Below are 21178 nucleotides of genomic sequence, written 5' to 3'. Positions count from 1 at the left end.
TAATGCGGCTCCTTCCATAAAGCTTTTTAACTCTTCGAATAATACCAATTGCATTAAATTAGTTATCGATAAAATGATCACGTTTTTAATAAAATTGGTACAAATTATAAGTTCGTGAGAGATGATCAACAACTTCAATTTAAACGACTACTCATTGTGGACCGCGCTCGTAACGCCATTTGATCAACACGGCGATGTTGACTACAACACGTTAACTAAGCTGGTTAGGGATCAAGAAGCGGCGCATAATGGCATTTTGCTACTTGGCAGTACGGGCGAAGGCTTGGCGCTAACGCAAAAAGAGCAACAAGCCATTGTTGAACACGTATGCCAGCTAAAACCAGCAGTGCCATTAATGGTAGCTGTTGGCGGTAGTAATTTAAAGCAACAAATTGAGTGGGTTAACTACTGTAATAAACTACCTATTCATAGCTTTTTACTTGGCTCGCCGCTTTATGCAAAACCCGGTGCTATAGGTCAAACCCATTGGTTTGAAAGCCTACTTAATGCAAGCGCTCACCCGTGTATGCTTTATAACGTACCCGGTCGAAGTGCTATTAGCATCCCAACGGCAACAATTCAAAACTTACAAAACAATAAAAATTTATGGGCGTTAAAAGAAGCGAGCGGCAGCATTGCTCAGTTTGAAGCTTACCGCCATGCAGCACCTAATTTAGCTATTTTTAGTGGCGACGATGCGCTAATGCCATATTTTGCACAAGCAGGTGCAAAAGGGTTAGTGTCGGTAGCTGCAAACGCATGGCCCGCACAAACTCATGAGTTTGTTAAGCGCAGCTTAAGTGGTCAACACCCTAATTTATTTGCCCAGTGGTCAAACGCTATTAATAGCCTATTTGCTGTCGCAAACCCTATTCCCGTAAAGGTATTGATGCATTTGCAAGGTCGCTTAAGCAGCCCGCAACTTCGTCCACCTTTAACACACCTTGAGTTAACTCAAACCGATTGCATCACAACTGCAAACAACACCATTTTATCTTGGCATTAAATACAGGTTTTTATAATGAGCTGGTTAGAACTATTAAATAATTTAGAATCGGGCGCAGTACGCGCAGCATCACAAAACGAAAGCGGCCAATGGCAAGCTAACGTAGAAGTAAAACAAGGCATTTTGGATGCCTTTAAAAATGGCACTAATACTGAGTTTGCAGGTGGTTTTGTTGATAAACATAACTTAGCTCCACAAGAATTTAGTACTGATGATGGCGTACGTATGGTGCCGGGTGGCTCCAGTGTTCGCCGTGGTGCTTATGTTGCTAAAGGCACGATTATTATGCCACCAGCGTATGTAAACATTGGCGCATATATCGACGAAGGCACAATGGTAGATAGCCACGCATTAGTTGGCTCGTGTGCACAAGTAGGTAAAAACGTACATTTAAGTGCTGCAGTACAGCTTGGTGGTGTACTTGAGCCAATTGGTGCAAGCCCAGTAGTTGTAGAAGACGACGCCTTTATTGGTGCGGGCTGCATTATTGTTGAAGGCGTAGTCATTAAAAAAGGCGCAGTACTTGCCCCAGGCGTGCGTTTATCGGCGACTATTCCGGTATACGACTGCGTAAACGAGCGCCAACTAGATAAAGGCGAGCCAATCCCAGAGTACGCGATTGTAATACCAGGCTCTCGCCCTGCGTCAAACGAGTGGGCGCGCGAGCAAGGCCTAAGCATGTCGTGTGCGTTAATAGTTAAATACCGCGACGAAAAAAGCGATGCATCATTATTACTTGAAGAGGTTTTACGATAATGAGCTTTTTGAGCACGCCTATCAAAACCGCTGTAAATACAATTACACAACAACTTGATACACCTTTTTTTGTTTACGACCTAGATCAACTAAACGCGCATCTTGCACGTTTAGTTGCGCAAACCGATGTAAAACTGTGGTACGCGGTAAAAGCAAATCCACTGTCTAAAATTATTCAAAGCTTAGACAGCGCTGGCTTTAATTTTGACGTAGCAAGTAAAGGTGAGCTTGAGCAAGTGCTAGCACAAGGTATTAGCTCACAGCGCGTGCTCAACACAGGGCCTGCAAAAAGCCCTAAACAAATTAAACACTTTATTGAGCGCGGAGTACGTATATTCGTAGCCGAAAGCCTCAATCAAGTACGTTGGTTAAACCAACAAGCGCAACTACAAAATACGCAGTTACAAGTATTACTGCGAGTGCAATTACGCTGGCCTGAGGGTGAAAAAAACCCACTGGGCGGCGACAGCCTTACGCCGTTTGGTTTAGGTTGTGATGAGTGGCAAGCACTCAATGTAACCGACTACCCTGCACTTAAGTTTGACGGCTTACATATTTTTCAGTGGGGCAACATGCTTAGCACGCAAAAGCTAAGCGAATTGTGGTCACAAATGATTGCACCACTTAGTCAACTTGCCAGCGATTTAAATATTAGCCTTAAAATTCTCGATTTAGGCGGCGGCTTAGGAATTCCTTATACACAAAATGAAGCAACGCTTGATTGGGATGACTTAATTGCTGCGCTCGCTAAAATTAAAAATGATGCGGGTGTAGAAGAATTATGGATGGAACTTGGTCGCTATGCCGTGGGCGAATGCGGTCATTACGCAAACCCAGTAGTAGAGCGCAAACAAAACTATAATCAAGAACAAGTAATTTTAAGCGGCGGTATAAACCACTTATTACGCCCTGCTGTTACCAGTCAAGATTTTCCTGCTGCGTTACTGCGTGAATCCAGTGCTAAAACTCAAGCGGTCACTTTATACGGCCCGCTTTGTACAGCGCTTGATTGTCTAGGTGAGCATAACCTGCCAAGCGATTTAAATGAGCACGACTGGCTAGTGTTTAGCCAATGCGGTGCTTACGGCTTTACCGAAAGTATGCCGTATTTTTTATGCCATGAGCTAGCTGGCGAGTACACATTGCAAAACGGTACACTTACCTGCGTTCGCCAAGCCGAAAATGCCAGCCACTATTTAAGGTAATAAGCATGAGTAATACAACACACATCAGCCAAGAGAACATTGTAGTAGGGGAAGTTGCAAACGGCTTACCGCTTACAATTCCTGTGTATCGTTTAAAAGGCGATGGTACAGGGCCTAGTGTTTACATTCAGGCCAATATGCATGGCGCTGAAGTGCAAGGTAACGCAGTTATTTTTCAGCTGCTTGAGCAATTAAAACACCTTAATCTTAATGGCGATATTACCCTTGTACCTTATGCAAATCCGATTGGTTGTAATCAAAAATCTGGCGAGTTTACCCTTGGCAGGTTCGATCCGATTACGGGCACTAATTGGAATCGCATGTATCATTACAATAAAAATTTAGTGACACAGTTTGCGCAAAATCATACTCAGTATGACAACGCTACATTAAAAAGTAACTTCAAACAGGCGCTTATTGACGAAGTAGACAGCAAACTTAACGGCCCTGCTTATTTACTTAATACGGGTAAACGCATTGCGCTTAACTTACAAAAACTCGCTCATCAGGCTGATATAGTACTCGATTTACACACAGGCCCTATTTCCAGCAAGCATTTGTACTGCCCAACCTATGCAACCGACAGCGCACGTTACTTTAATATTGAACATGTACTGCTTATCCCCAGTGATTTTGACGGCGCTATGGATGAAGCTAACTTTTGCCCATGGTGGCATTTAAGTGATGCACTTAGCGAGCAAGGTCGTGAATTATCAATACCTGTAGAAGCATTTACGGTAGAGCTAGGCAGCCAAGAAAAAATAGACTTAAAAGAAGCACTAAACGATTCAAACAGCATTTTAAGTTACTTAAATCACAAAGGCGTATTACAAAACGCACCGCATACGCCAGCTAACATCACTCGCTATGCATGTAATTTAGATGACTACTTTGCTTATTACGCCCCTATTGGCGGTATGGTTGAATACATAGCACCTCTTGGCGGGCACATTAAAGCCGGTGAGCCTATTGCACATATTTTACGCATGGAGCGCTACTTAAGCGAGCAGCCACTGCAAACACTCACTCTTGATTGCGATGCAATTGCTATTTTGCACTTTGCCTCAGCGAGTGTTAACCAAGGTACCGAACTTTATAAGTTTTTTACTAACATATTTGAGCTTTAGCTCACCCTTCTCATTGCGTGAGAGTAATACCAATTGCATTAAATTAGTGATCTATTATAGCGATAAGGAAATAGCTTAATAACAAGGCTAAAATTATGGTACATAGTTGTTCTATATAAATAATTTTTAACGTAGTTAGTGAGTTATTTAATACGCTAGAATGATCATGTTTTTAATAAAATTGGTATAAATTAACTAAAGTAGTTAATTTGCATTAGAAAGCGGCCCAGGCCGCTTTTCTTTTGATCTGTGTTTATCTCAAATACGTATAATACGAAGTATAAGAAAAAATTCAGTAAAAGTTCACCGTTACATATGTAAAAAGACGTTATAATTAAATTAACGCATACAATAACTTAAACTCACAAAGGAACTACAATGAGCTGGCGCCACTGGATCACACTTTCTGCCTTAATAAGTACAGCTACCTTAGCACAAGAAGAGGTTGCTACAAACGAGCAAGACAACGAAATAAACCTTGTAAAACAGTGTATTTTAAACGAAGTTATTGGTGGAGACGGTAAACAAACTCTAGACGATCTTCGTAAAAAATGTTCAGCTCTTGAAGAAAACAAACAACTTACCGCGCTTGATAAACGCCAAGCACGTGAAGAAGTGGGTAAAAAAAATCGTAATGTTATTACGCCACATAAACGTAATTATATTTTACCTCTTTCGTACGTCTCACATCCTAACAGTCGTCCTTTTGATGGCTTTGATGAATTAACGGATGAAGAAGATGGCGAACCGCTCGACAACTTAGAGGCAAAGTACCAGCTTTCTATTAAAGTACCTTTGTACGATGATTTTTCAGATGAAGACCAAGCATTATTTTTTGGTTTTACGCTGCAATCATATTGGCAAATATATAATTCAGAAATCTCCTCACCATTTCGTGAAACGAACTACGAACCTGAAGTTTTTTGGATAAACTACCTCGACCCAGAAAATGTACTTTGGGGCGATGAAATGGCAATTGTTTTAGGTATTTCACATCAATCAAATGGTCGTAGCCAGCCCAACTCACGCTCATGGAACCGTATTTACGCTGATTTCATTTGGGAAAATGAAGGGTTTGTTTTTAGTTTTAAACCTTGGTATCGCATAGCCGAGGACGAAAAAGACAACGTTTTAGAAGCTAAAGGCGACGATAATCCAGACATATACAAATACATGGGCTATTTTGAATTTAGCGGTGCATACCGTCTTAACGATCATGAATTTAGCTTTATGTCGCGTAATAACTTAAATTCAGACAATCGTGGTGCTATTCAGCTTGACTGGTCATTTCCATTATGGGGCCGAGTTCGTGGTTATGCACAATACTTCAATGGTTATGGCGAAAGCTTAATTGACTATAATGCCGATATAGAACGTATTGGTGTAGGTATATTATTAACCGATCTGCTGTAATACTTCCCTAAGTTTTACGCATTAAAAAGCCAAGTATTGCTTGGCTTTTTAGTGTTTTGAACAACTAAACAGTTATTTTTTTACTACAAACTGCCCTTCAAACTCCGCAACTATATTATCACCATCATAAATAGTAACAGGCACAACATAGCTTGCTTTACCTTCGGTTTCTAAATCGCTCAACTTACCTTTGCAGGCTTGCAAATCTACACAGCCACGTGGATCGGTATTAAGTGGTTTTAAATACTTAATGTTAGCATCGGCTAATACAATATTACCTTCAAGCCCAGCTTCTTTGAGTGCTAAGTACGTAGCACCCCAACCTGTTAGCGTGGCCAAGCTATAAATAGAACCTGCAAACATGGTGTTATGTAGGTTTAAGTTAGCGTCTAGGTCGGCGCTGGTTGTAAATTGCCAATCGGTGTAGCTTTCTACCTTAATACCCATCGCATCACTAATTGGAATAGACTCACGCCACGTATTTTGTAGCACTTGCGTCCAATTAGGATGACGGAACCAGCCTGGCTCACACGGTTTTTGCTTTACCATTTTAAAGTGTTGTACATCGCCATACGCTAAGTGCGCTTTTTCTTTTAATTCGTAACCGTGGCGTTTATAAAACTCAAGCGCACGTTCGCGTGCAAACAAAACCAATTCATCGGCATTTTGTGTCCATGCTATTTTTTCAAGCTCATGAAGCAAACGACTACCAATATGCTGATTACGGTTCCCCTCTGCAACTGCCATGTAGCGCACTTGTGCTTGCTCATGACTGTTAAAGTGCAAACGTGCTACGCCTAGCACTTCACCTTCTTTATTTTTTATAAAGCGATGCTCAGAGTCTTGTTCCATATCATCTTGCTCAGAGCCACGCGGCTCGCCCCAAGGCGCGCGTAATACCTGCCAGCGCAATTGGTAATACGCTTGCCAATCTTCGCTACTTTGTGGGGTGCTTACCTGAAACATACATACTCCTGTTGTTATATAAGCCGTAAATAAAAATCAAAAAGGCTACGGCGCTATACTAATCATATTGATTATCTACAAGCTAGAAAGCTAGAAAGCTCAAATAATTAAATCGCTTGGTATTTTTATTGTAAATACCATACTCCATCTTTAAAAAACTGCAAATACGACTTTGGTGATGGCTGTAAAATAACGTAAAAAAATAATGACAAAGGTCATTGCGCTTTAACGTTGCTAGTTTATGCTGAGAATATGACTGAAAAAATCAATTATATAAATTCACTGACGGGTTTGCTGAGCGATCAATTTATTGAGAATAGCCACAGCATTGGTCAGTTAATCTATTGGCATAAATGCAGTGGCGATCACATTCAAGTACGTGAGCACGAGCAGTTACGCTGGTTACTTATTAACGACACTCTTCAATCTGTTATTGATTTAAATAACCCGGATTTATTACTTTTTCCACATTTATTGTGCTTAGGTAAGCACTGGCAAGCTCTTAGCGCGCCAAAAAAGGTGCTAGAACTTGGCCTTGGCGGCGGTGCAATTCGTAATTATTTACAACACAAATACCCCAAAGCACACATAACATCCGTTGAAAAAAACGCTGATATTATTGATTGCTATACCCAGTTTTTTTCGTCAAATAAGAATGAGCAACTGCTGTGCGCCGATGCACAACAGATTTTAAAAAGTGTGCAAAATATTGACTGGATTATCTTAGATTTATTTAGCCAAATAGACGCACCTCGATTTTTATTTGAAGAGGCATTTTATAAAAAAATCTACTCGGCTTTAAATAACAACGGCGTGCTATTTATTAACTTTTTATCGCAGCATGAGTCGCAATTAAAGCAACTTCAGCAGCTATTACTCGATGTATTTGGTTGTAATGTTAGCCCGCAAAAAATTACGGGCTACGTGAATCATATTGTCGTGGTAACCAAAAAACTTAAACAGATAAGTTAAACGTAACGGGTCCATCGTTACACAAGCTTACTTGCATATCGGCACCAAACTCACCTGAGGCTATTGTAAGCCCCAACTCTTTAGCTTGAGCAACAAAGTACTCGTAAAGCTCATTAGCTTGGCTTGGCGTTGCCGCAGATGAAAAACTAGGGCGCATACCCTTTTTAGTATCAGCCGCTAAGGTAAATTGCGAAACCACGAGTAATTCACCTTTAATATCTTTGAGGCTTAAGTTCATTTTGTCGTTTTCGTCAGTAAAAATACGATAGTTACTTACTTTGTGTAAAAGCTTATCGGCCGTTTGCGTATCGTCGTGTTTTTCAACACCCAGCAACAACAATATACCTTGGCTAATTTCGCCTACAACTTGATTATTAATTTCTACCTTGGCATGCTTTACGCGCTGTATTAACCCTTGCATTTAAACTGTGTCCTTTACTGTTGGCTTGTCATCTTCAAACTCAATTTCTGGTGTTTCTGGTATTTCATCTGGGCTAATACATGCTGTAAATTCAGCGCCAAGCAAAACAACAACCCACGATAAATACACCCAAACAAACAAAATAGGAATCGTCGCCACTGCGCCGTAAATCACTTCGTATGAAGGAAAATGGCTAATATAAAGTGCAAACCCTTTTTTAGTTAGCTCAAATAAAAGTGCCGCAAATAATGCTCCCGGTATCGCCGCTTTAAACGATACGCGCGTATTAGGCACTAAGGTGTAGAGCATAATAAAGCCCACCATCGAAATACCATACGGCAATAGCTTTAACAAAAACCCGCTAAACCCAGGAATACCCTGATCAGCAAACGATACCAAAGATACAATATAAGAGGTAACACCAATGCTGGCACCAAGTAACATGGGCCCTAAGCTCAAAACCATCCAATATACTGCAAAGGAAATCATCATCGGACGCTTTTTCTTTATTCGCCAAATGCGGTTTAGCGTGGCATCCACATTACGTATTAGCAACAATGCAATTGCAGCTAAAAAACCAATACCTACTGCGGTCATTTGGTTTGCGTTACCGGCAAAAGAGCTAATGTGCTCTCTAATAACATCGGTAGAAGTAGGCACAAAGTTAGTAAACAAAAAGCTCTCAATCTCCATACGAGTGGATTCAAAACCTGGAAAAGCCGAAAATATAGCAACACCCACTGCAATAAGCGGTATCAAAGAAAGTAACGTAACATAGGCCAAATAGCCGGCATTAACCGTTATTTGATCATCTATACAGCGATTAAAATACTGCATCCACCAACTTGGCTGCTGGCGTATAAAGGTCTTAACTTGCTGTTTGTAATTGGAGAGCTTATCATTCATACAATTGACTTGTGCTTATGTGGTTTTGATTATAATAACAATCAGCGCCATAATTTACAGCACTAACACGCGTAAACAGGAATTCAGATGAAAAAACAAACATTACTTAGTGTTTCAATGCTTGTACTAACACTTACTTTGTCAGGTTGCCAAACAGCTTATTACTCTGCAATGGAAAAAGTAGGTATTCACAAACGCGACATCCTTATCGACCGCGTAGAAGAAACCAAAGACTCGCAGCAAGAGTCTCAAGAAGAATTTAAATCTGCACTAGAGCGCTTAACTACTCTAATCGATTTTAATGGTGGCGAACTACAAGACACTTACAATCAATTAAACGACGATTACGAGTCTAGCTTAAAAGCCGCAAACGAAGTATCAACTAACATCAATAAAGTAGAAGACGTAGCAGAAGCACTTTTTGATGAGTGGAGCGATGAGCTAGAGCAATACAAAAGTGCATCACTTAAGCGTGAAAGCAGCAAAAAGCTAACCGCGACTAAGCGTCAATTTGAACAGCTATTACGCTCGATGCGCAGCGCAGAGAGTAAAATGGAGCCAGTATTAACGTCGCTTCACGATAATGTTTTATATTTAAAGCATAACTTAAACGCACAAGCGGTATCGGCTATTAAAGGCGAATTCACTAACCTTAAACGCGACATACAAGTGTTAATGAATGACATGAACAAATCGATTGCCGATTCAAACAAATTTATTGAACAAATGAATAACGCAGGCTAACTAATATATTACAAACAAACAAAAATAAGCCTGCAATTTCGCAGGCTTATTTATTGTTACTTTTTGTTACTTTTTAACCACTTATTAATCTAACGTTTTTGGTACACTTTCATAAAATTAGAATTAAAATAAAAAGCTACAATGAAAATAAGTACCTTAACTCTTTTAGCTATCTCTAGCTTACTAACCGCTTGCGGAACTGCTAATCACATAGAAAGAATCGCAGGGCCTGATTCTGTAGTACCACTACATAAAGATGGTGAGCGCGAAGGGCGCTACCATAATCTATACCCAGGCAAAAAAACGTACCCTATTACTTGTGAAAATGACTGCTATCCAAGCAACACTCATTTGCAATGTGAAGAAGGAAGTGAAAACTGCCAATATATTGCTGGGCAAGTAACTCCAAAATTAAATACCGGATACACTGTTCGCTGGCTTGGCCATGCAGGGTTTATGATCAGCACACCAAACGGGCAGCAAGTGGTGTTTGATCCTGTAAAAGAGCAGTTCGACTCCCCTGTTGATTTAGCCTTTAAACTTGCCTCAGGGTTTTATCGTAAGCCCGGTGACTGGCTAACTAACAGCGAACTAACTAATTTAGATGCCGTTATATATTCTCACCTTCATTATGATCATTTTAATAAAGCAGATATAGCAGAAATAGGTAACAAACCACGCTACTTAACGCCACTGGGAATGGCTGATAACTTCCCAACAGGTGGATTTAACATTAGCGAAATGGCCTGGTATGCAAAAACGAGTATTGACGATTTAGCAATTCATGGCGTACCTGCACATCACTTTAGCAGTCGTATTTCAGTGCCTTTTATTTACGAAGATCACGATAAAGACCTATGGAATGGCTGGTTACTTGAACAAAACGGTAGCACTTTATTTTTTGCAGGCGATACAGGCTACTCAAAACATTTTAAAGACATACAGCAAAAATACGGCGATATCGATATTTGCTTAATGCCAATCGCTTCTTACTACAGTAAAGACGATCCTAACTGGTACCGTTACGTGCATACCACACCTGAAGATGCACTAAGCGCAGCACAAGAGCTTAATTGTAGAGTAATGATACCGTGGGGGTACGGTAACTCAAGTTGGAAAATGGGCGACCACAGCAGTCATTCAGCCTTGCTGCGCTTATTGCACATGGTTAAAAAAATGGATGCTAAAACACCGCTGTATATTTTAAACGAAGGCGAAAGTATTTCACTGTAACTAATCACTTAGCTACTTTAAGATGGTGTTACATCAATAAAAATACATAATAAGATTGAGAAATTAATGAAAAAATTAGCACTCGCCTTAAGCTTTTTATTAAGCACGCCAGCAATGGCTATTGATGTTGAACATACATCAACTCCAATTACTATTGATGGCGTATCAGAAGATGCGTGGAATAAAGCCACTTGGCACGACATGCCTTATCTAATGGATGGCACACTACCATCAAATGATGCCGACTTTAAAGGGCGTTATCGCTTACTGTGGGATCAAAACTATTTATACCTACAAGCCGATATTGTGGATGATGTTTTAATAGATACACACGCTGATCCAACGTATAAATATTGGGATGACGATGCGCTTGAAGTATTTATTGATAGCGATGCATCCGGTGGAAACCACCAATTTAATCACACCGCTTTGGCGTACCATATTGGCCTTGATAACCAAGCCGCCGATTACGGACCTGATAAACAAGCCCATTTGTATACCGACCACCTAGTGAGTAACTGGAAGCGCAACACCACCGCACCTTTTAACATTACGTGGGAAGTAGCAATAAAACTCTATCCTAATGATTATAAAGAAGGAGCTAATAACATCCCACTTACACTTAGCGAAAAACAAGTCATTGGCTTTATGTTAGCGTATTGCGATAACGATGGCAGTGACGTGCGCGAGCACTTTATGGGCTCACACGAAGTACAGCCAGTAAACGGCGACAGAAATCGTGGTTTTATAGATGCAGACGTATTTGGCAAAATCACCCTACTCCCTAAAAAGTAAGTAACTACCAATAAAATAATTGAACACGTAGGTTGGGTTGAGCGCAGCGAAACCCAACGAAAAAATTACCTATCAAAGAATAACTTTATTTATTATTTTAATTGATTACGCAAAGAAATTTCCTTAATAAGTTCTGGAAGTTGTTTGGCTAATTTATGAATTTGCTTTAAATGAGCTGAAATTATTTCTCGTTTTTCTTCATTATAACCACCACCTATAATCGATTTACCGGACTTAAGTACTAAAGAAGAAAATACCATTTCAGAAGCATGACTATAACCATTATAAAAGTCTTTAGCTTGTTTGAGCCAACCTTTTCCCGATGTAACGCCTAACACGCTTGCATTTCTTACTACTAAATCAATTGATAAGTGCGCTTTAGTGAAGGCATCTTTATTTAAATAGCCAGAATAAAAATCTATTTCTTTTTGTTGTTTACCACGACCAACTTTTAACCTTACTGGGGATGAAAGCAAGATAGACATACAGAGAGATTCATAAGATATTCTCATAGTATTACCAGCGGCATTAATATGACCTTCGGCTAATAATCTCAATGAAGTAACCGAAGTCTCTAAAGACAAGAATAGATATTCTTGAACCCACTTAAATTTAGGGTTCTCATTTGTAAGTATGAAATTTTTGAAAGCGGTCTCACAAGTATTTAAATGTTTCAAAATCTGAATTACGTCAATCTCAAAATCAGATTTAAAACCTGCAATAGTTCTATCACCTAAAATTATTTCATCAAATTCCATAATAACTCCCATAGCAATTTAGCAGTGTATTCTTAGAAATAATACTTTGTTTCTAAAAGCGACTCTAGCCTTGCCGTAAATAGTTGCCTTGACTTTAAAGCTTCTCTTTGTCACAAACACAAAAAAGCCGCTGTATTTTGCAATACAGCGGCTTTTAAAATCATAATTCTAAATTAATAGGTTATGCTTTAGGTGCACGACCCGCACGTTTACGTTCGTTTTCTGTAAGGTGTTTCTTACGGATACGAATGTTTAGTGGAGTTACTTCAACTAGCTCGTCATCATCGATGAACTCAAGCGCTTGCTCAAGTGAGTAGTTAAGGTGTGGAGAAAGCGTTTGCGCTTCATCAGTACCAGATGCACGCACGTTAGTTAACTGCTTACCTTTAAGGGCGTTAACTGTAAGGTCGTTATCACGGTTATGAATACCGATAACCATACCTTCGTATACTTCAACACCGTGACCGATGAATAAACGGCCGCGCTCTTGTAAGTTGAATAATGCGTTAGTAAGTGCTTTACCCGTTGCGTTTGCAATCATTACGCCGTTCTTACGAACACCGATGTCGCCACCTTTGTGAGGACCGTAATGATCGAACGTATGGTACATAAGACCAGAACCCGAAGTAAGCGTCATGAAATCAGTTTGGAAACCAATTAAACCACGGCTAGGGATCATGAAGTCTAAACGCATACGGCCTTTGCCATCTGGAGTCATGTTAGTAAGTTCACCTTTACGTAGGCCAACTTGTTCCATAACAGAACCTTGATGCTCGTCTTGACAGTCAATAGTCACTGTTTCAAACGGTTCTTCTAGAACGCCATCTACAGTACGTAAGATAACTTCTGGACGAGAAACTGAAAGCTCGTAACCTTCACGACGCATGTTTTCGATTAAGATACCTAGGTGTAATTCACCACGACCAGAAACACGGAAGCTATCTGGGCTAGCAGTATCTTCAACGCGAAGTGCTACGTTGTGTACTAATTCTTTGTCTAAACGCTCACGGATATTACGTGACGTTACAAACTTACCTTCTTTACCACAGAAAGGTGAGTTATTTACAGAGAATGTCATTGTTACAGTTGGCTCATCAACACTTAGTGGTGGTAATGCTTCAACGTTTCCTGGGAAACAAACTGTGTCAGAAATCTTAAGCTCACCAATACCTGTTACAGTTACGATGTTACCAGCGTAAGCTCTATCAGTTTCGATACGTTCAAGACCTAGGTAGCTTTGTACTGCGCCAATTTTACCATTACGTGTAGTGCCATCAGCACTGATAATAGTAACTTGTTGGTTAGGAGCAACAGAACCACGTTTAATACGACCAATACCAACTACACCAACATAAGAGTTGTAATCTAGTTGAGAAATTTGCATTTGGAAGTCACCTTCAGGATCTGCATCCGGTGGTGATACTTCTTCAACGATCATCTTGAACATAGGTTCCATGTTCTCTGATGGCTCGTCTAAATCTAGTGTTGCCCAGCCGTTGATTGCTGAAGCGTAGATTACTTTAAAGTCTAACTGTTCGTCAGTTGCGCCAAGGTTGTCGAATAAATCAAAGATTTGATCCATAACCCAATCAGGACGTGAACCTGGCTTATCAATTTTATTGATAACTACGATTGGCTTTAAGCCTTGCGCGAATGCCTTTTGCGTAACGAAACGTGTTTGTGGCATTGGACCTTCTTGAGCATCAACAAGTAATAATACTGAGTCAGCCATCGAAAGTACGCGTTCAACTTCACCACCGAAATCGGCGTGTCCCGGAGTATCTACGATATTGATATGGTAGTCGTTCCAAGAAATGGCTGTGTTTTTAGCCAAAATGGTAATACCACGTTCTTTCTCAATGTCGTTTGAGTCCATCACGCGCTCTTCGTTACCGCCGCGTGTTTCTAATGTACCTGATTGCTCAAGTAGTTTGTCAACCAGTGTTGTTTTACCGTGGTCAACGTGCGCGATAATCGCTATATTTCTTAACTTTTCGATGCTCATATATTTACTCAGAGAAATTAAATTCTCAATGATCCTGCAAGATCTACGCACTCATCTGCGTTTTCACGAGATGTCCAAGCATAGGATTTAAAAGGGCGCATATTATCCCTCATTAATGACATGGATGAAAGTTTATCCAATACAAATTTTAAAACTTTCTCAATACTTTCACTAAGTATCTGTTTTATATATGACAATTATATGAATTAAATTTCGATATTTTTTCGAAAAACAGCCATTTTGGCTATTTTTCCGATCTTTTTGGTACTCTTTTGCATTTAGTTTATGCTAATTTTAAGCGATTAAATTATCAGCAAATTGCACCGTGTAAATATTGCACCAAAAGGGATATTTTACGCACCAAACTAGTGCGCCACTATGCTGGATTTTATAACAACTTATTTTTTTTAATTTATAAACATGCAGTTATAATAATGGCACAAAATCAGCTTAATAAATGCTAAAGCAATTATGCAGCAATAACAAAACCCCACACTTGGAGGACACATGTCACAATCGGTTTTAGATTTTATTAAAGAAAATGACGTTAAGTTCATTGATTTACGCTTTACTGACACTAAAGGTAAAGAACAACATGTTTCTATTCCTCATCATCAAGTTGATGAAGATTTTTTCGAAGACGGTAAAATGTTCGATGGTTCTTCAATCGCTGGTTGGAAAGGCATTAATGAGTCAGACATGGTTTTATTACCAGATGCAGACTCTATCAAATTAGACCCTTTCACAGAAGAAACAACACTAATTGTTCGTTGTGACGTTGTTGAACCTTCAACACTTCAAGGTTATGAACGTGACCCACGCTCAGTTGCTAAGCGTGCTGAAGATTACATGCGTTCAACTGGTATTGCAGACACTGTGTTATTTGGCCCAGAGCCAGAATTTTTCGTATTTGATGATGTTAAATACAAATCAGACATGTCTGGTTCTATGTATAAAATTGATTCTAAGCAAGCTGCTTGGAACTCAGATAAAGAATATGCAGATGGCAACACAGGTCACCGTCCAGGTGTTAAAGGCGGTTACTTCCCAGTTGCTCCAGTTGATGACTTCCAAGACTGGCGTTCAGCTACGTGTCTAGTGCTAGAAGAAATGGGCCAAGTAGTAGAAGCACATCACCACGAAGTAGCTACAGCGGGTCAAAACGAAATCGCTACTCGCTTTAATACAATGGTATTAAAGGCGGATGAAATTCAAGAAATGAAATATGTTATCCATAACATGGCTCACTTATACGGTAAAACAGCAACGTTTATGCCTAAGCCAGTTGTTGGTGATAACGGCTCTGGTATGCATTGTCACCAGTCACTTGCTAAAGATGGTGTAAACCTTTTTGCTGGTGATAAGTACGGCGGCCTTTCTGAAGATGCACTTTACTACATTGGCGGCATCATCAAGCATGCTAAAGCAATCAATGCTTTTGCAAATGCCTCTACTAACTCGTACAAGCGTTTAGTACCAGGTTTTGAAGCACCAGTTATGCTTGCATACTCTGCACGTAACCGTTCTGCATCAATTCGTATCCCAGTGGTTCCATCTGAAAAAGGTCGTCGTATTGAAGTACGCTTCCCAGATCCAACTGCTAACCCATACCTTGCTTTCTCAGCAATGCTTATGGCTGGCCTTGATGGTATTAAAAACAAGATCCACCCTGGCGATGCTATGGATAAAGATTTATACGACTTACCAGCTGAAGAAGCAGCAGAAATTCCAACGGTTGCAGCATCACTTGACGAAGCACTATCTGCACTTAGCGCAGACCGTGAATTCTTAACTCAAGGTGGTGTATTCACTGATGATTTAATTGATGCTTATATCTCACTTAAATCTAAAGAAGTTGAAAAACTTAACATGACAACTCACCCAGTTGAGTTTGAAATGTACTACAGCTGTTAATTAAGCTGTAAAAAATATGTGTGTTCTCAAGCCCGCTGCTCTGCGGGCTTTTTTAATGGTAAATCAAAGCAATCTCCACTAGAGTAAAGTTACTCTAAAACGCAGGACCGCCGAGTGAATAATTACATTTTATTACTAACAATTACTTTAGGATTAAGTAATTATGGCTATGCTGCTGAAAAAAAAATATACGCTTGGGAAGATAAAAATGGCGTGTTAGTGTTCTCAGATACACCGCACAAAGGCGCGACGGAGGTAAAGCTTACAAGTCAGCACCTTACAATGCCTGCGACCAATACTGATATTTTAAATAACCAACCTCAACCCCAAAAAACAGCATTTAACATTGCTATTTTGTCACCAGAGCATAATCAAACAATTCATGAAAATACAGGCACGGTATATGTTACCAGCCGTATAACACCACGGTTCGAAAGTGGGTTAACAATACAGCTGTTTGTTGATGGTCAAACACATGGCCCTGCTAGTCATGATTCAACCTTTGCTATAAAAGATGTTGAACGCGGTGAACATACATTGCAAGTAAAGCTGTTGAATAATAAAAACCAAATTATTGCCGTGAGCCAACCTTATGTGTTTTTTATGCGCAGAAAGGGCTTAATACCAATCCGCAATAATACTTGATCAATTTGAGGGCTTAAGCTTGACGCTAACTGTGTTAAAAATTTCTGATATAGAACAACTAAATAACGAATTTTTTGCCCTGTTATCGACACGGTTTTCATACCTCAAAATAGCTCACTTAATTAAGCAGATTGGTATAACATTCAAGAACTAAATTTAAGTTTAAAACTGAGGCGCAGCAGTGCATTTTATTAATATTAATTGCCTGCAAATATTAGCGCACTAAAATGGTGCAACTATGATTAATAATGAAATTTTCAGCCCAGAACTGCTTGACGCTATCTGGCAAAACCAAACAACAGCGGTCATGTTGCTCGATAAAAAATTTACTGTTGTTTATGCTAATACCAGTACGAGTGAGTTACTTGGCCTTGGTACTAAACGCTTGTTAGATCAACCTTTCGATAGCCTTTTTAATTACCATTCTATTGACTTGAAACGTATTGAACAGTATTCATTAATTGATGGCGTTGATTGCCAGCAACATAGAGCTGACGTGGTTTTTAGCGATTCTCGCCATGCCAAGGTAGCAGTCAGCTCAAGACAGCTTAAATTTAAAGACACTTTATATATATTATTAGAATGGCGCCAAACAGATGATGAAATAAAGCACGACCAAGCATCAAACCAAATGCATCAATATCAAGCTGCACGAAACTTAATTCGTGGCTTAGCGCACGAAATTAAAAATCCTTTAGGTGGAATTCGCGGAGCGGCGCAGTTATTGCAGTATGAAGTTGATCAACAAGAAAGAGACCAATGCGCTGAGCTTATCATTGAGCAAGCAGATAGATTGCGCGAATTAGTAGATAGGCTCTTAGGGCCAAATCAGCTACCGCAAAAGTCTTATGGCAATATTCATCAAACCCTAGAGTCGGTTGTCAGGCTAAGTACGTTAGATAATTGTTCTAATATTGGCTTAGTGAAGGATTATGACCCGAGTATTCCTGATGTATATATTGACCAAGGCAAAATACAACAAGTCGTATTAAACATTGTTCGTAATGCCCAACAGGCGCTCGTTGATGGCGGTGAAATAAAAATAAAAACCCGCATAAACCATCAACATCGTCGCCCAGGTAAAGCACCTAAAAAAGCCTTGTTGATCCAAATATCTGATAACGGACCAGGCATTGACCACAGCATACGCGAAACATTGTTCTACCCGATGATCACCAATAAAGAAGGTGGTTCAGGACTTGGACTTTCTATTGCGCAAACGCTTATTGATCAGCATGACGGCTATATTGAATGTGATAGCTGGCCTGGACATACTGAATTTAATATCTATCTGCCCTTTGCAGATTAATGTTTGGAGTTTGCATGAAAACAGTTTGGCTTGTAGATGATGATGCATCAATTCGTTTCGTACTCGAAAAGGCACTAACCCGTGCTGGGTTTAATGCTGAGAGCTTTTCAAATGCGCAAGATGTATTAAGCGCACTAAAATTTAGCCAACCCGCTGTTTTGGTGTCTGATGTAAAAATGCCCGGCATGGATGGCATGGCTTTACTTGAGCTTATTGCAGAGCAAAATCCTGGGCTACCGGTTATTATAATGACCGCGCACTCAGATTTAGATTCGGCCGTTAATGCCTTTCAAAAAGGTGCTTTTGAGTATTTAGCTAAACCGTTTGATTTGAACGAAGCGGTTGCCCTTGTTGAAAGTGCATTTAGAGCAAACTCTACAAAAAAAACTAAACGTAAGCAGGCCCCACCTAAAAGTGCACACATAATTGGTGAAGCACCCGCTATGCAAGAGGTATTTAGAGCAATAGGTAAACTGTCAGCCTCTAGCATGAGTGTATTAATAAATGGTGAGTCTGGCACAGGTAAAGAACTGGTCGCCAGCGCCTTGCATAATCATAGTCCACGTAAAGAAAATCAATTTATTGCACTTAACATGGCCGCAATTCCAAAAGAACTTGTTGAGTCAGAATTATTTGGCCACGAAAAAGGCGCATTTACGGGCGCTGATAGTGTGCGTAAAGGGCGTTTTGAACAAGCCAATGGCGGCACGCTTTTTTTAGATGAAATTGGTGATATGCCTCTTGATGTGCAAACACGTTTATTGCGCGTGCTTGCCGATGGTGAATTTTATCGTGTGGGCGGGCATCAAAGCATAAAGGTGGATGTACGCATTATTGCAGCTACGCATCAAAATCTGGAAGACTTAGTTAAACAAGGTAAATTTAGGGATGATTTATTTCATCGTTTAAACGTAGTACGCCTACGCTTGCCAGCTCTTCGGGAGCGCACTGAAGATATTGATCGCTTGTCGCAACATTTTTTGCACAAAAGCGCTAAAGACTTACAAGTAGAAAGCAAAGTACTCAGCCCTAAAGCAACAGAGCAGCTTAAACTCTTTAATTGGCCCGGTAATGTACGTCAGCTCGAAAATACGTGTCGTTGGCTTACTGTGATGGCGCCAGGTGAACTTGTTACAGAACAAGATTTACCACCTGAGATCCTTGATGCGTCGCCAATTCAAGAGGAAGGTGATTGGCTTGATGCATTTCAACAATGGCTTAACCACGAACTTAAACAAGGCAAAGAAAATATTTGGCCCGATATTCAAGCACAACTAGAAACTCGGCTAATAAAAACAGCTCTCGCCAATTGTTCTGGCCATAAACAAGATGCAGCTATAAAAATTGGCTGGGGGCGCAACACGTTGACCCGTAAGTTAAAAGAGCGCAATATTAACTAATTAAACGTGTCTAACAAATTTGGTTATTGATGAAGCTAATCGAACATATTCCATTATTTAAACAAATGGAAATTATAAACAGGCTACACTTTTTTAAAGAGTTTACGCTCAACGAACGTCAAATATTATTAGAATCGTTTGGCCTGTTGTATTTAGTTAACCAACAGCAATTTTTATTTAAGCAGTTTGATAACGACAAACATTTATACATTGTACTAAGTGGCGCCCTTTTAGTCTTTAAGCATAATCACTTATTAGAATTAGGTACCATTGAGCCCGGTGAATTTATAGGTGAAGGCGCCTTTATTGGTAACAGACAAAGAAGTACCAATGCCCAAGCTAAAAGCGACACTATCGTACTCGCTATAACTCCTGAAGCATTGACTCGTTTACCTAATGTTATACGTGAAAAAATTAAAGACCGTATTATCGAGGGTATGAGCGAACGAATTGCAAAACTAAGTGAGCATATAGAAACCCACGGTTAACTCTATCACTCAGTCCATATAAACAATTTGTAGTGAGCAATCAAGCCAGCTGGGGTTATTAACGTGAGCTGTAAACCTGTAAGTATCGGATGGTTTTGCGCCAAAGGGCGTATTTATAAGTGGTTGTGAGTGACTGTATGTTTGCGAATGATTTTTGTAATAAATAACAAGATAACCATATAAATACTCCCAACTCAGCCTAACGATTGCGCCACTTGGTAGTGTAAATTCAACATGTTCATTTGCAAATTTGACCGCTAAATCATTGTACTTGTCTTCGCTGCATTGAGTTGTTCGTAACTTTTTAGGCATAACAAAGGTTGTACCCGCCACTGCATTTTTTAGATAAAAGCCTATATTGCCATCACCATAAAAATGATTTGAACGCGTTGTATAGTTAACTTGTGGCTCGTAACCTAGCCCCTGCATAATAGTAGCTAACTTCTCAGTCTCTTTTAGGTAAATTTTATCGCTTGATAAGAGTAATGTGGCTTCACCAAAATCAGGTGGAATTGCCAGCTCAACATATTCATAAGGGAGCGATTGTGCTTTTAGCGCAGCATCGAGCTGATTGCGCTGTTCATCTTGCAAGTTTTCACTAAATACATACACGGTAGGTTGTTGGCACGCAGCTAATAGTAATGCCAACACACATATTAAAATTCCATTTTTCATAGTTACCCCTTTTTGATTACAATTGTAGTCTATTAAAGGTAACTATTTATGGCAATTTAATTTGTTTGGCTATCTAACCAAGCATCAACACTTTTGCGAGTATATAAAACTTCTTTAAACAAACGATGACGTTCAAATTCAAGTTTTGTTTTTCTCGTGGCATCACCACTAACTAAACGGCTATGGGTATCATTGAATTTTGAAATTACAGAAAAACCGCGCTCATCTTGATCAGCTTGCTTTTTTACAGAATTAGCAAGGTGCTCTCTAACATCGTCAGCAGTTAACATACCTGAATTATCTAATCCCATTAGCTCTTTTTTCATTGCTAATCTTACGCCCATTTCCTACTCCATTTAATGAAAAATATTTATTCCGCCAAAGTTTTAGCAATTAGCAGGCCATACGTAAAATTAACTGCCGCAAAGCTTAACCTTCAA

21 protein-coding genes are annotated in these 21178 nt (G+C 39.8%); 14 read left to right on the top strand and 7 right to left on the bottom strand.

Annotation, left to right across the window (positions count from 1 at the left end; genetic code table 11):
* Positions 1 to 121 precede the first annotated feature (121 nt).
* From dapA to NRL14_RS09015, 5 genes are all read left to right on the top strand, one after another.
* Positions 122 to 1006, top strand: a complete 885-nt coding sequence (gene dapA, locus NRL14_RS09035) for a 4-hydroxy-tetrahydrodipicolinate synthase (RefSeq protein WP_306724481.1) — start codon at positions 122 to 124, stop codon at positions 1004 to 1006.
* A gap of 15 nt (positions 1007 to 1021) precedes the next feature.
* Complete coding sequence (locus NRL14_RS09030) at positions 1022 to 1762, top strand: 2,3,4,5-tetrahydropyridine-2,6-dicarboxylate N-succinyltransferase (RefSeq protein WP_007376223.1); 741 nt, start codon at positions 1022 to 1024, stop codon at positions 1760 to 1762.
* Positions 1762 to 2967, top strand: a complete 1206-nt coding sequence (locus NRL14_RS09025) for a PLP-dependent decarboxylase (protein ID WP_306724480.1) — start codon at positions 1762 to 1764, stop codon at positions 2965 to 2967. The genes NRL14_RS09030 and NRL14_RS09025 overlap by 1 nt, the downstream gene beginning before the upstream one ends.
* Positions 2968 to 2972: 5 nt before the next feature.
* Entirely contained in the window at positions 2973 to 4094 is a 1122-nt protein-coding gene (locus NRL14_RS09020; protein WP_149605712.1) for a succinylglutamate desuccinylase/aspartoacylase family protein, read from the top strand.
* Positions 4095 to 4472: 378 nt separating this feature from the next.
* The gene (locus tag NRL14_RS09015) at positions 4473 to 5507 is read left to right on the top strand and encodes a phospholipase A (RefSeq protein WP_008133355.1); all 1035 of its coding nucleotides are present in this window, start codon (positions 4473 to 4475) and stop codon (positions 5505 to 5507) included.
* Between the two features lie 72 nt (positions 5508 to 5579).
* Here NRL14_RS09015 and NRL14_RS09010 read toward each other — a convergent pair whose 3' ends face one another.
* On the bottom strand, positions 5580 to 6473 hold the full coding sequence (locus tag NRL14_RS09010) for a bifunctional GNAT family N-acetyltransferase/hotdog fold thioesterase (RefSeq protein ID WP_008133354.1): 894 nt from the start codon (positions 6471 to 6473) through the stop codon (positions 5580 to 5582).
* Between the two features lie 252 nt (positions 6474 to 6725).
* Between NRL14_RS09010 and NRL14_RS09005 the strand changes: the two genes are divergently transcribed.
* Positions 6726 to 7445, top strand: a complete 720-nt coding sequence (locus tag NRL14_RS09005; protein WP_306724479.1) for a spermidine synthase — start codon at positions 6726 to 6728, stop codon at positions 7443 to 7445.
* Here the strand turns inward: NRL14_RS09005 and dtd are convergent.
* Together dtd and NRL14_RS08995 are read right to left on the bottom strand one after the other, a co-directional pair.
* Positions 7429 to 7866 carry a D-aminoacyl-tRNA deacylase gene (gene dtd, locus NRL14_RS09000; protein ID WP_149613657.1) on the bottom strand — a complete coding sequence of 146 codons (438 nt, stop codon included), beginning with the start codon at positions 7864 to 7866 and terminating at the stop codon, positions 7429 to 7431. The genes NRL14_RS09005 and dtd overlap by 17 nt on opposite strands.
* Positions 7867 to 8772, bottom strand: a complete 906-nt coding sequence (locus tag NRL14_RS08995) for a virulence factor BrkB family protein (RefSeq protein ID WP_008133351.1) — start codon at positions 8770 to 8772, stop codon at positions 7867 to 7869.
* A gap of 87 nt (positions 8773 to 8859) precedes the next feature.
* Between NRL14_RS08995 and NRL14_RS08990 the strand changes: the two genes are divergently transcribed.
* The 3 genes from NRL14_RS08990 (at position 8860) to NRL14_RS08980 (ending at position 11544) form a co-directional block, all read left to right on the top strand.
* Entirely contained in the window at positions 8860 to 9516 is a 657-nt protein-coding gene (locus tag NRL14_RS08990; protein WP_149605710.1) for a DUF2959 domain-containing protein, read from the top strand.
* A gap of 141 nt (positions 9517 to 9657) precedes the next feature.
* Positions 9658 to 10749 carry an MBL fold metallo-hydrolase gene (locus NRL14_RS08985; RefSeq protein ID WP_306724478.1) on the top strand — a complete coding sequence of 364 codons (1092 nt, stop codon included), beginning with the start codon at positions 9658 to 9660 and terminating at the stop codon, positions 10747 to 10749.
* 66 nt (positions 10750 to 10815) lie between these two features.
* Positions 10816 to 11544: a CBM9 family sugar-binding protein gene (locus tag NRL14_RS08980; RefSeq protein WP_306724477.1), complete on the top strand. Its 729-nt coding sequence runs from the start codon at positions 10816 to 10818 to the stop codon at positions 11542 to 11544.
* Between the two features lie 92 nt (positions 11545 to 11636).
* Here NRL14_RS08980 and NRL14_RS08975 read toward each other — a convergent pair whose 3' ends face one another.
* Positions 11637 to 12302 (bottom strand): hypothetical protein, encoded by a 666-nt coding sequence (locus NRL14_RS08975; protein ID WP_306724476.1) that lies wholly within the window; start codon positions 12300 to 12302, stop codon positions 11637 to 11639.
* Positions 12303 to 12483: 181 nt separating this feature from the next.
* On the bottom strand, positions 12484 to 14307 hold the full coding sequence (gene typA, locus NRL14_RS08970) for a translational GTPase TypA (RefSeq protein WP_096793932.1): 1824 nt from the start codon (positions 14305 to 14307) through the stop codon (positions 12484 to 12486).
* A 507-nt stretch (positions 14308 to 14814) separates the two neighbouring features.
* Here typA and glnA point away from each other — a divergent pair.
* The 5 genes from glnA to NRL14_RS08945 all read left to right on the top strand — a co-directional run bounded on the left by glnA (position 14815) and on the right by NRL14_RS08945 (position 20063).
* Positions 14815 to 16221 (top strand): glutamate--ammonia ligase, encoded by a 1407-nt coding sequence (glnA, locus tag NRL14_RS08965; protein WP_007376208.1) that lies wholly within the window; start codon positions 14815 to 14817, stop codon positions 16219 to 16221.
* Between the two features lie 114 nt (positions 16222 to 16335).
* Positions 16336 to 16866 (top strand): DUF4124 domain-containing protein, encoded by a 531-nt coding sequence (locus tag NRL14_RS08960; protein WP_306724475.1) that lies wholly within the window; start codon positions 16336 to 16338, stop codon positions 16864 to 16866.
* A 238-nt stretch (positions 16867 to 17104) separates the two neighbouring features.
* Complete coding sequence (glnL, locus tag NRL14_RS08955) at positions 17105 to 18175, top strand: nitrogen regulation protein NR(II) (RefSeq protein WP_008133339.1); 1071 nt, start codon at positions 17105 to 17107, stop codon at positions 18173 to 18175.
* A 14-nt stretch (positions 18176 to 18189) separates the two neighbouring features.
* The gene (gene glnG / locus NRL14_RS08950; RefSeq protein ID WP_306724474.1) at positions 18190 to 19575 is read left to right on the top strand and encodes a nitrogen regulation protein NR(I); all 1386 of its coding nucleotides are present in this window, start codon (positions 18190 to 18192) and stop codon (positions 19573 to 19575) included.
* Between the two features lie 29 nt (positions 19576 to 19604).
* A complete protein-coding gene (locus NRL14_RS08945; protein WP_008133336.1) occupies positions 19605 to 20063 on the top strand; it encodes a Crp/Fnr family transcriptional regulator in 459 nt (152 codons plus the stop codon).
* A 9-nt stretch (positions 20064 to 20072) separates the two neighbouring features.
* Here NRL14_RS08945 and NRL14_RS08940 read toward each other — a convergent pair whose 3' ends face one another.
* Positions 20073 to 20738 carry a hypothetical protein gene (locus NRL14_RS08940; RefSeq protein WP_306724473.1) on the bottom strand — a complete coding sequence of 222 codons (666 nt, stop codon included), beginning with the start codon at positions 20736 to 20738 and terminating at the stop codon, positions 20073 to 20075.
* 56 nt (positions 20739 to 20794) lie between these two features.
* The gene (locus tag NRL14_RS08935) at positions 20795 to 21082 is read right to left on the bottom strand and encodes a hypothetical protein (protein WP_007582180.1); all 288 of its coding nucleotides are present in this window, start codon (positions 21080 to 21082) and stop codon (positions 20795 to 20797) included.
* Between the last annotated feature and the right edge of the window lie 96 nt (positions 21083 to 21178).

Source organism: Pseudoalteromonas sp. 20-92, assembly GCF_030847595.1.
Classification (GTDB): domain Bacteria; phylum Pseudomonadota; class Gammaproteobacteria; order Enterobacterales; family Alteromonadaceae; genus Pseudoalteromonas; species Pseudoalteromonas fuliginea.
The sequence above is the reverse complement of the archived record's forward strand: the minus strand, read 5'-3'. Positions and strand labels throughout refer to the sequence as shown.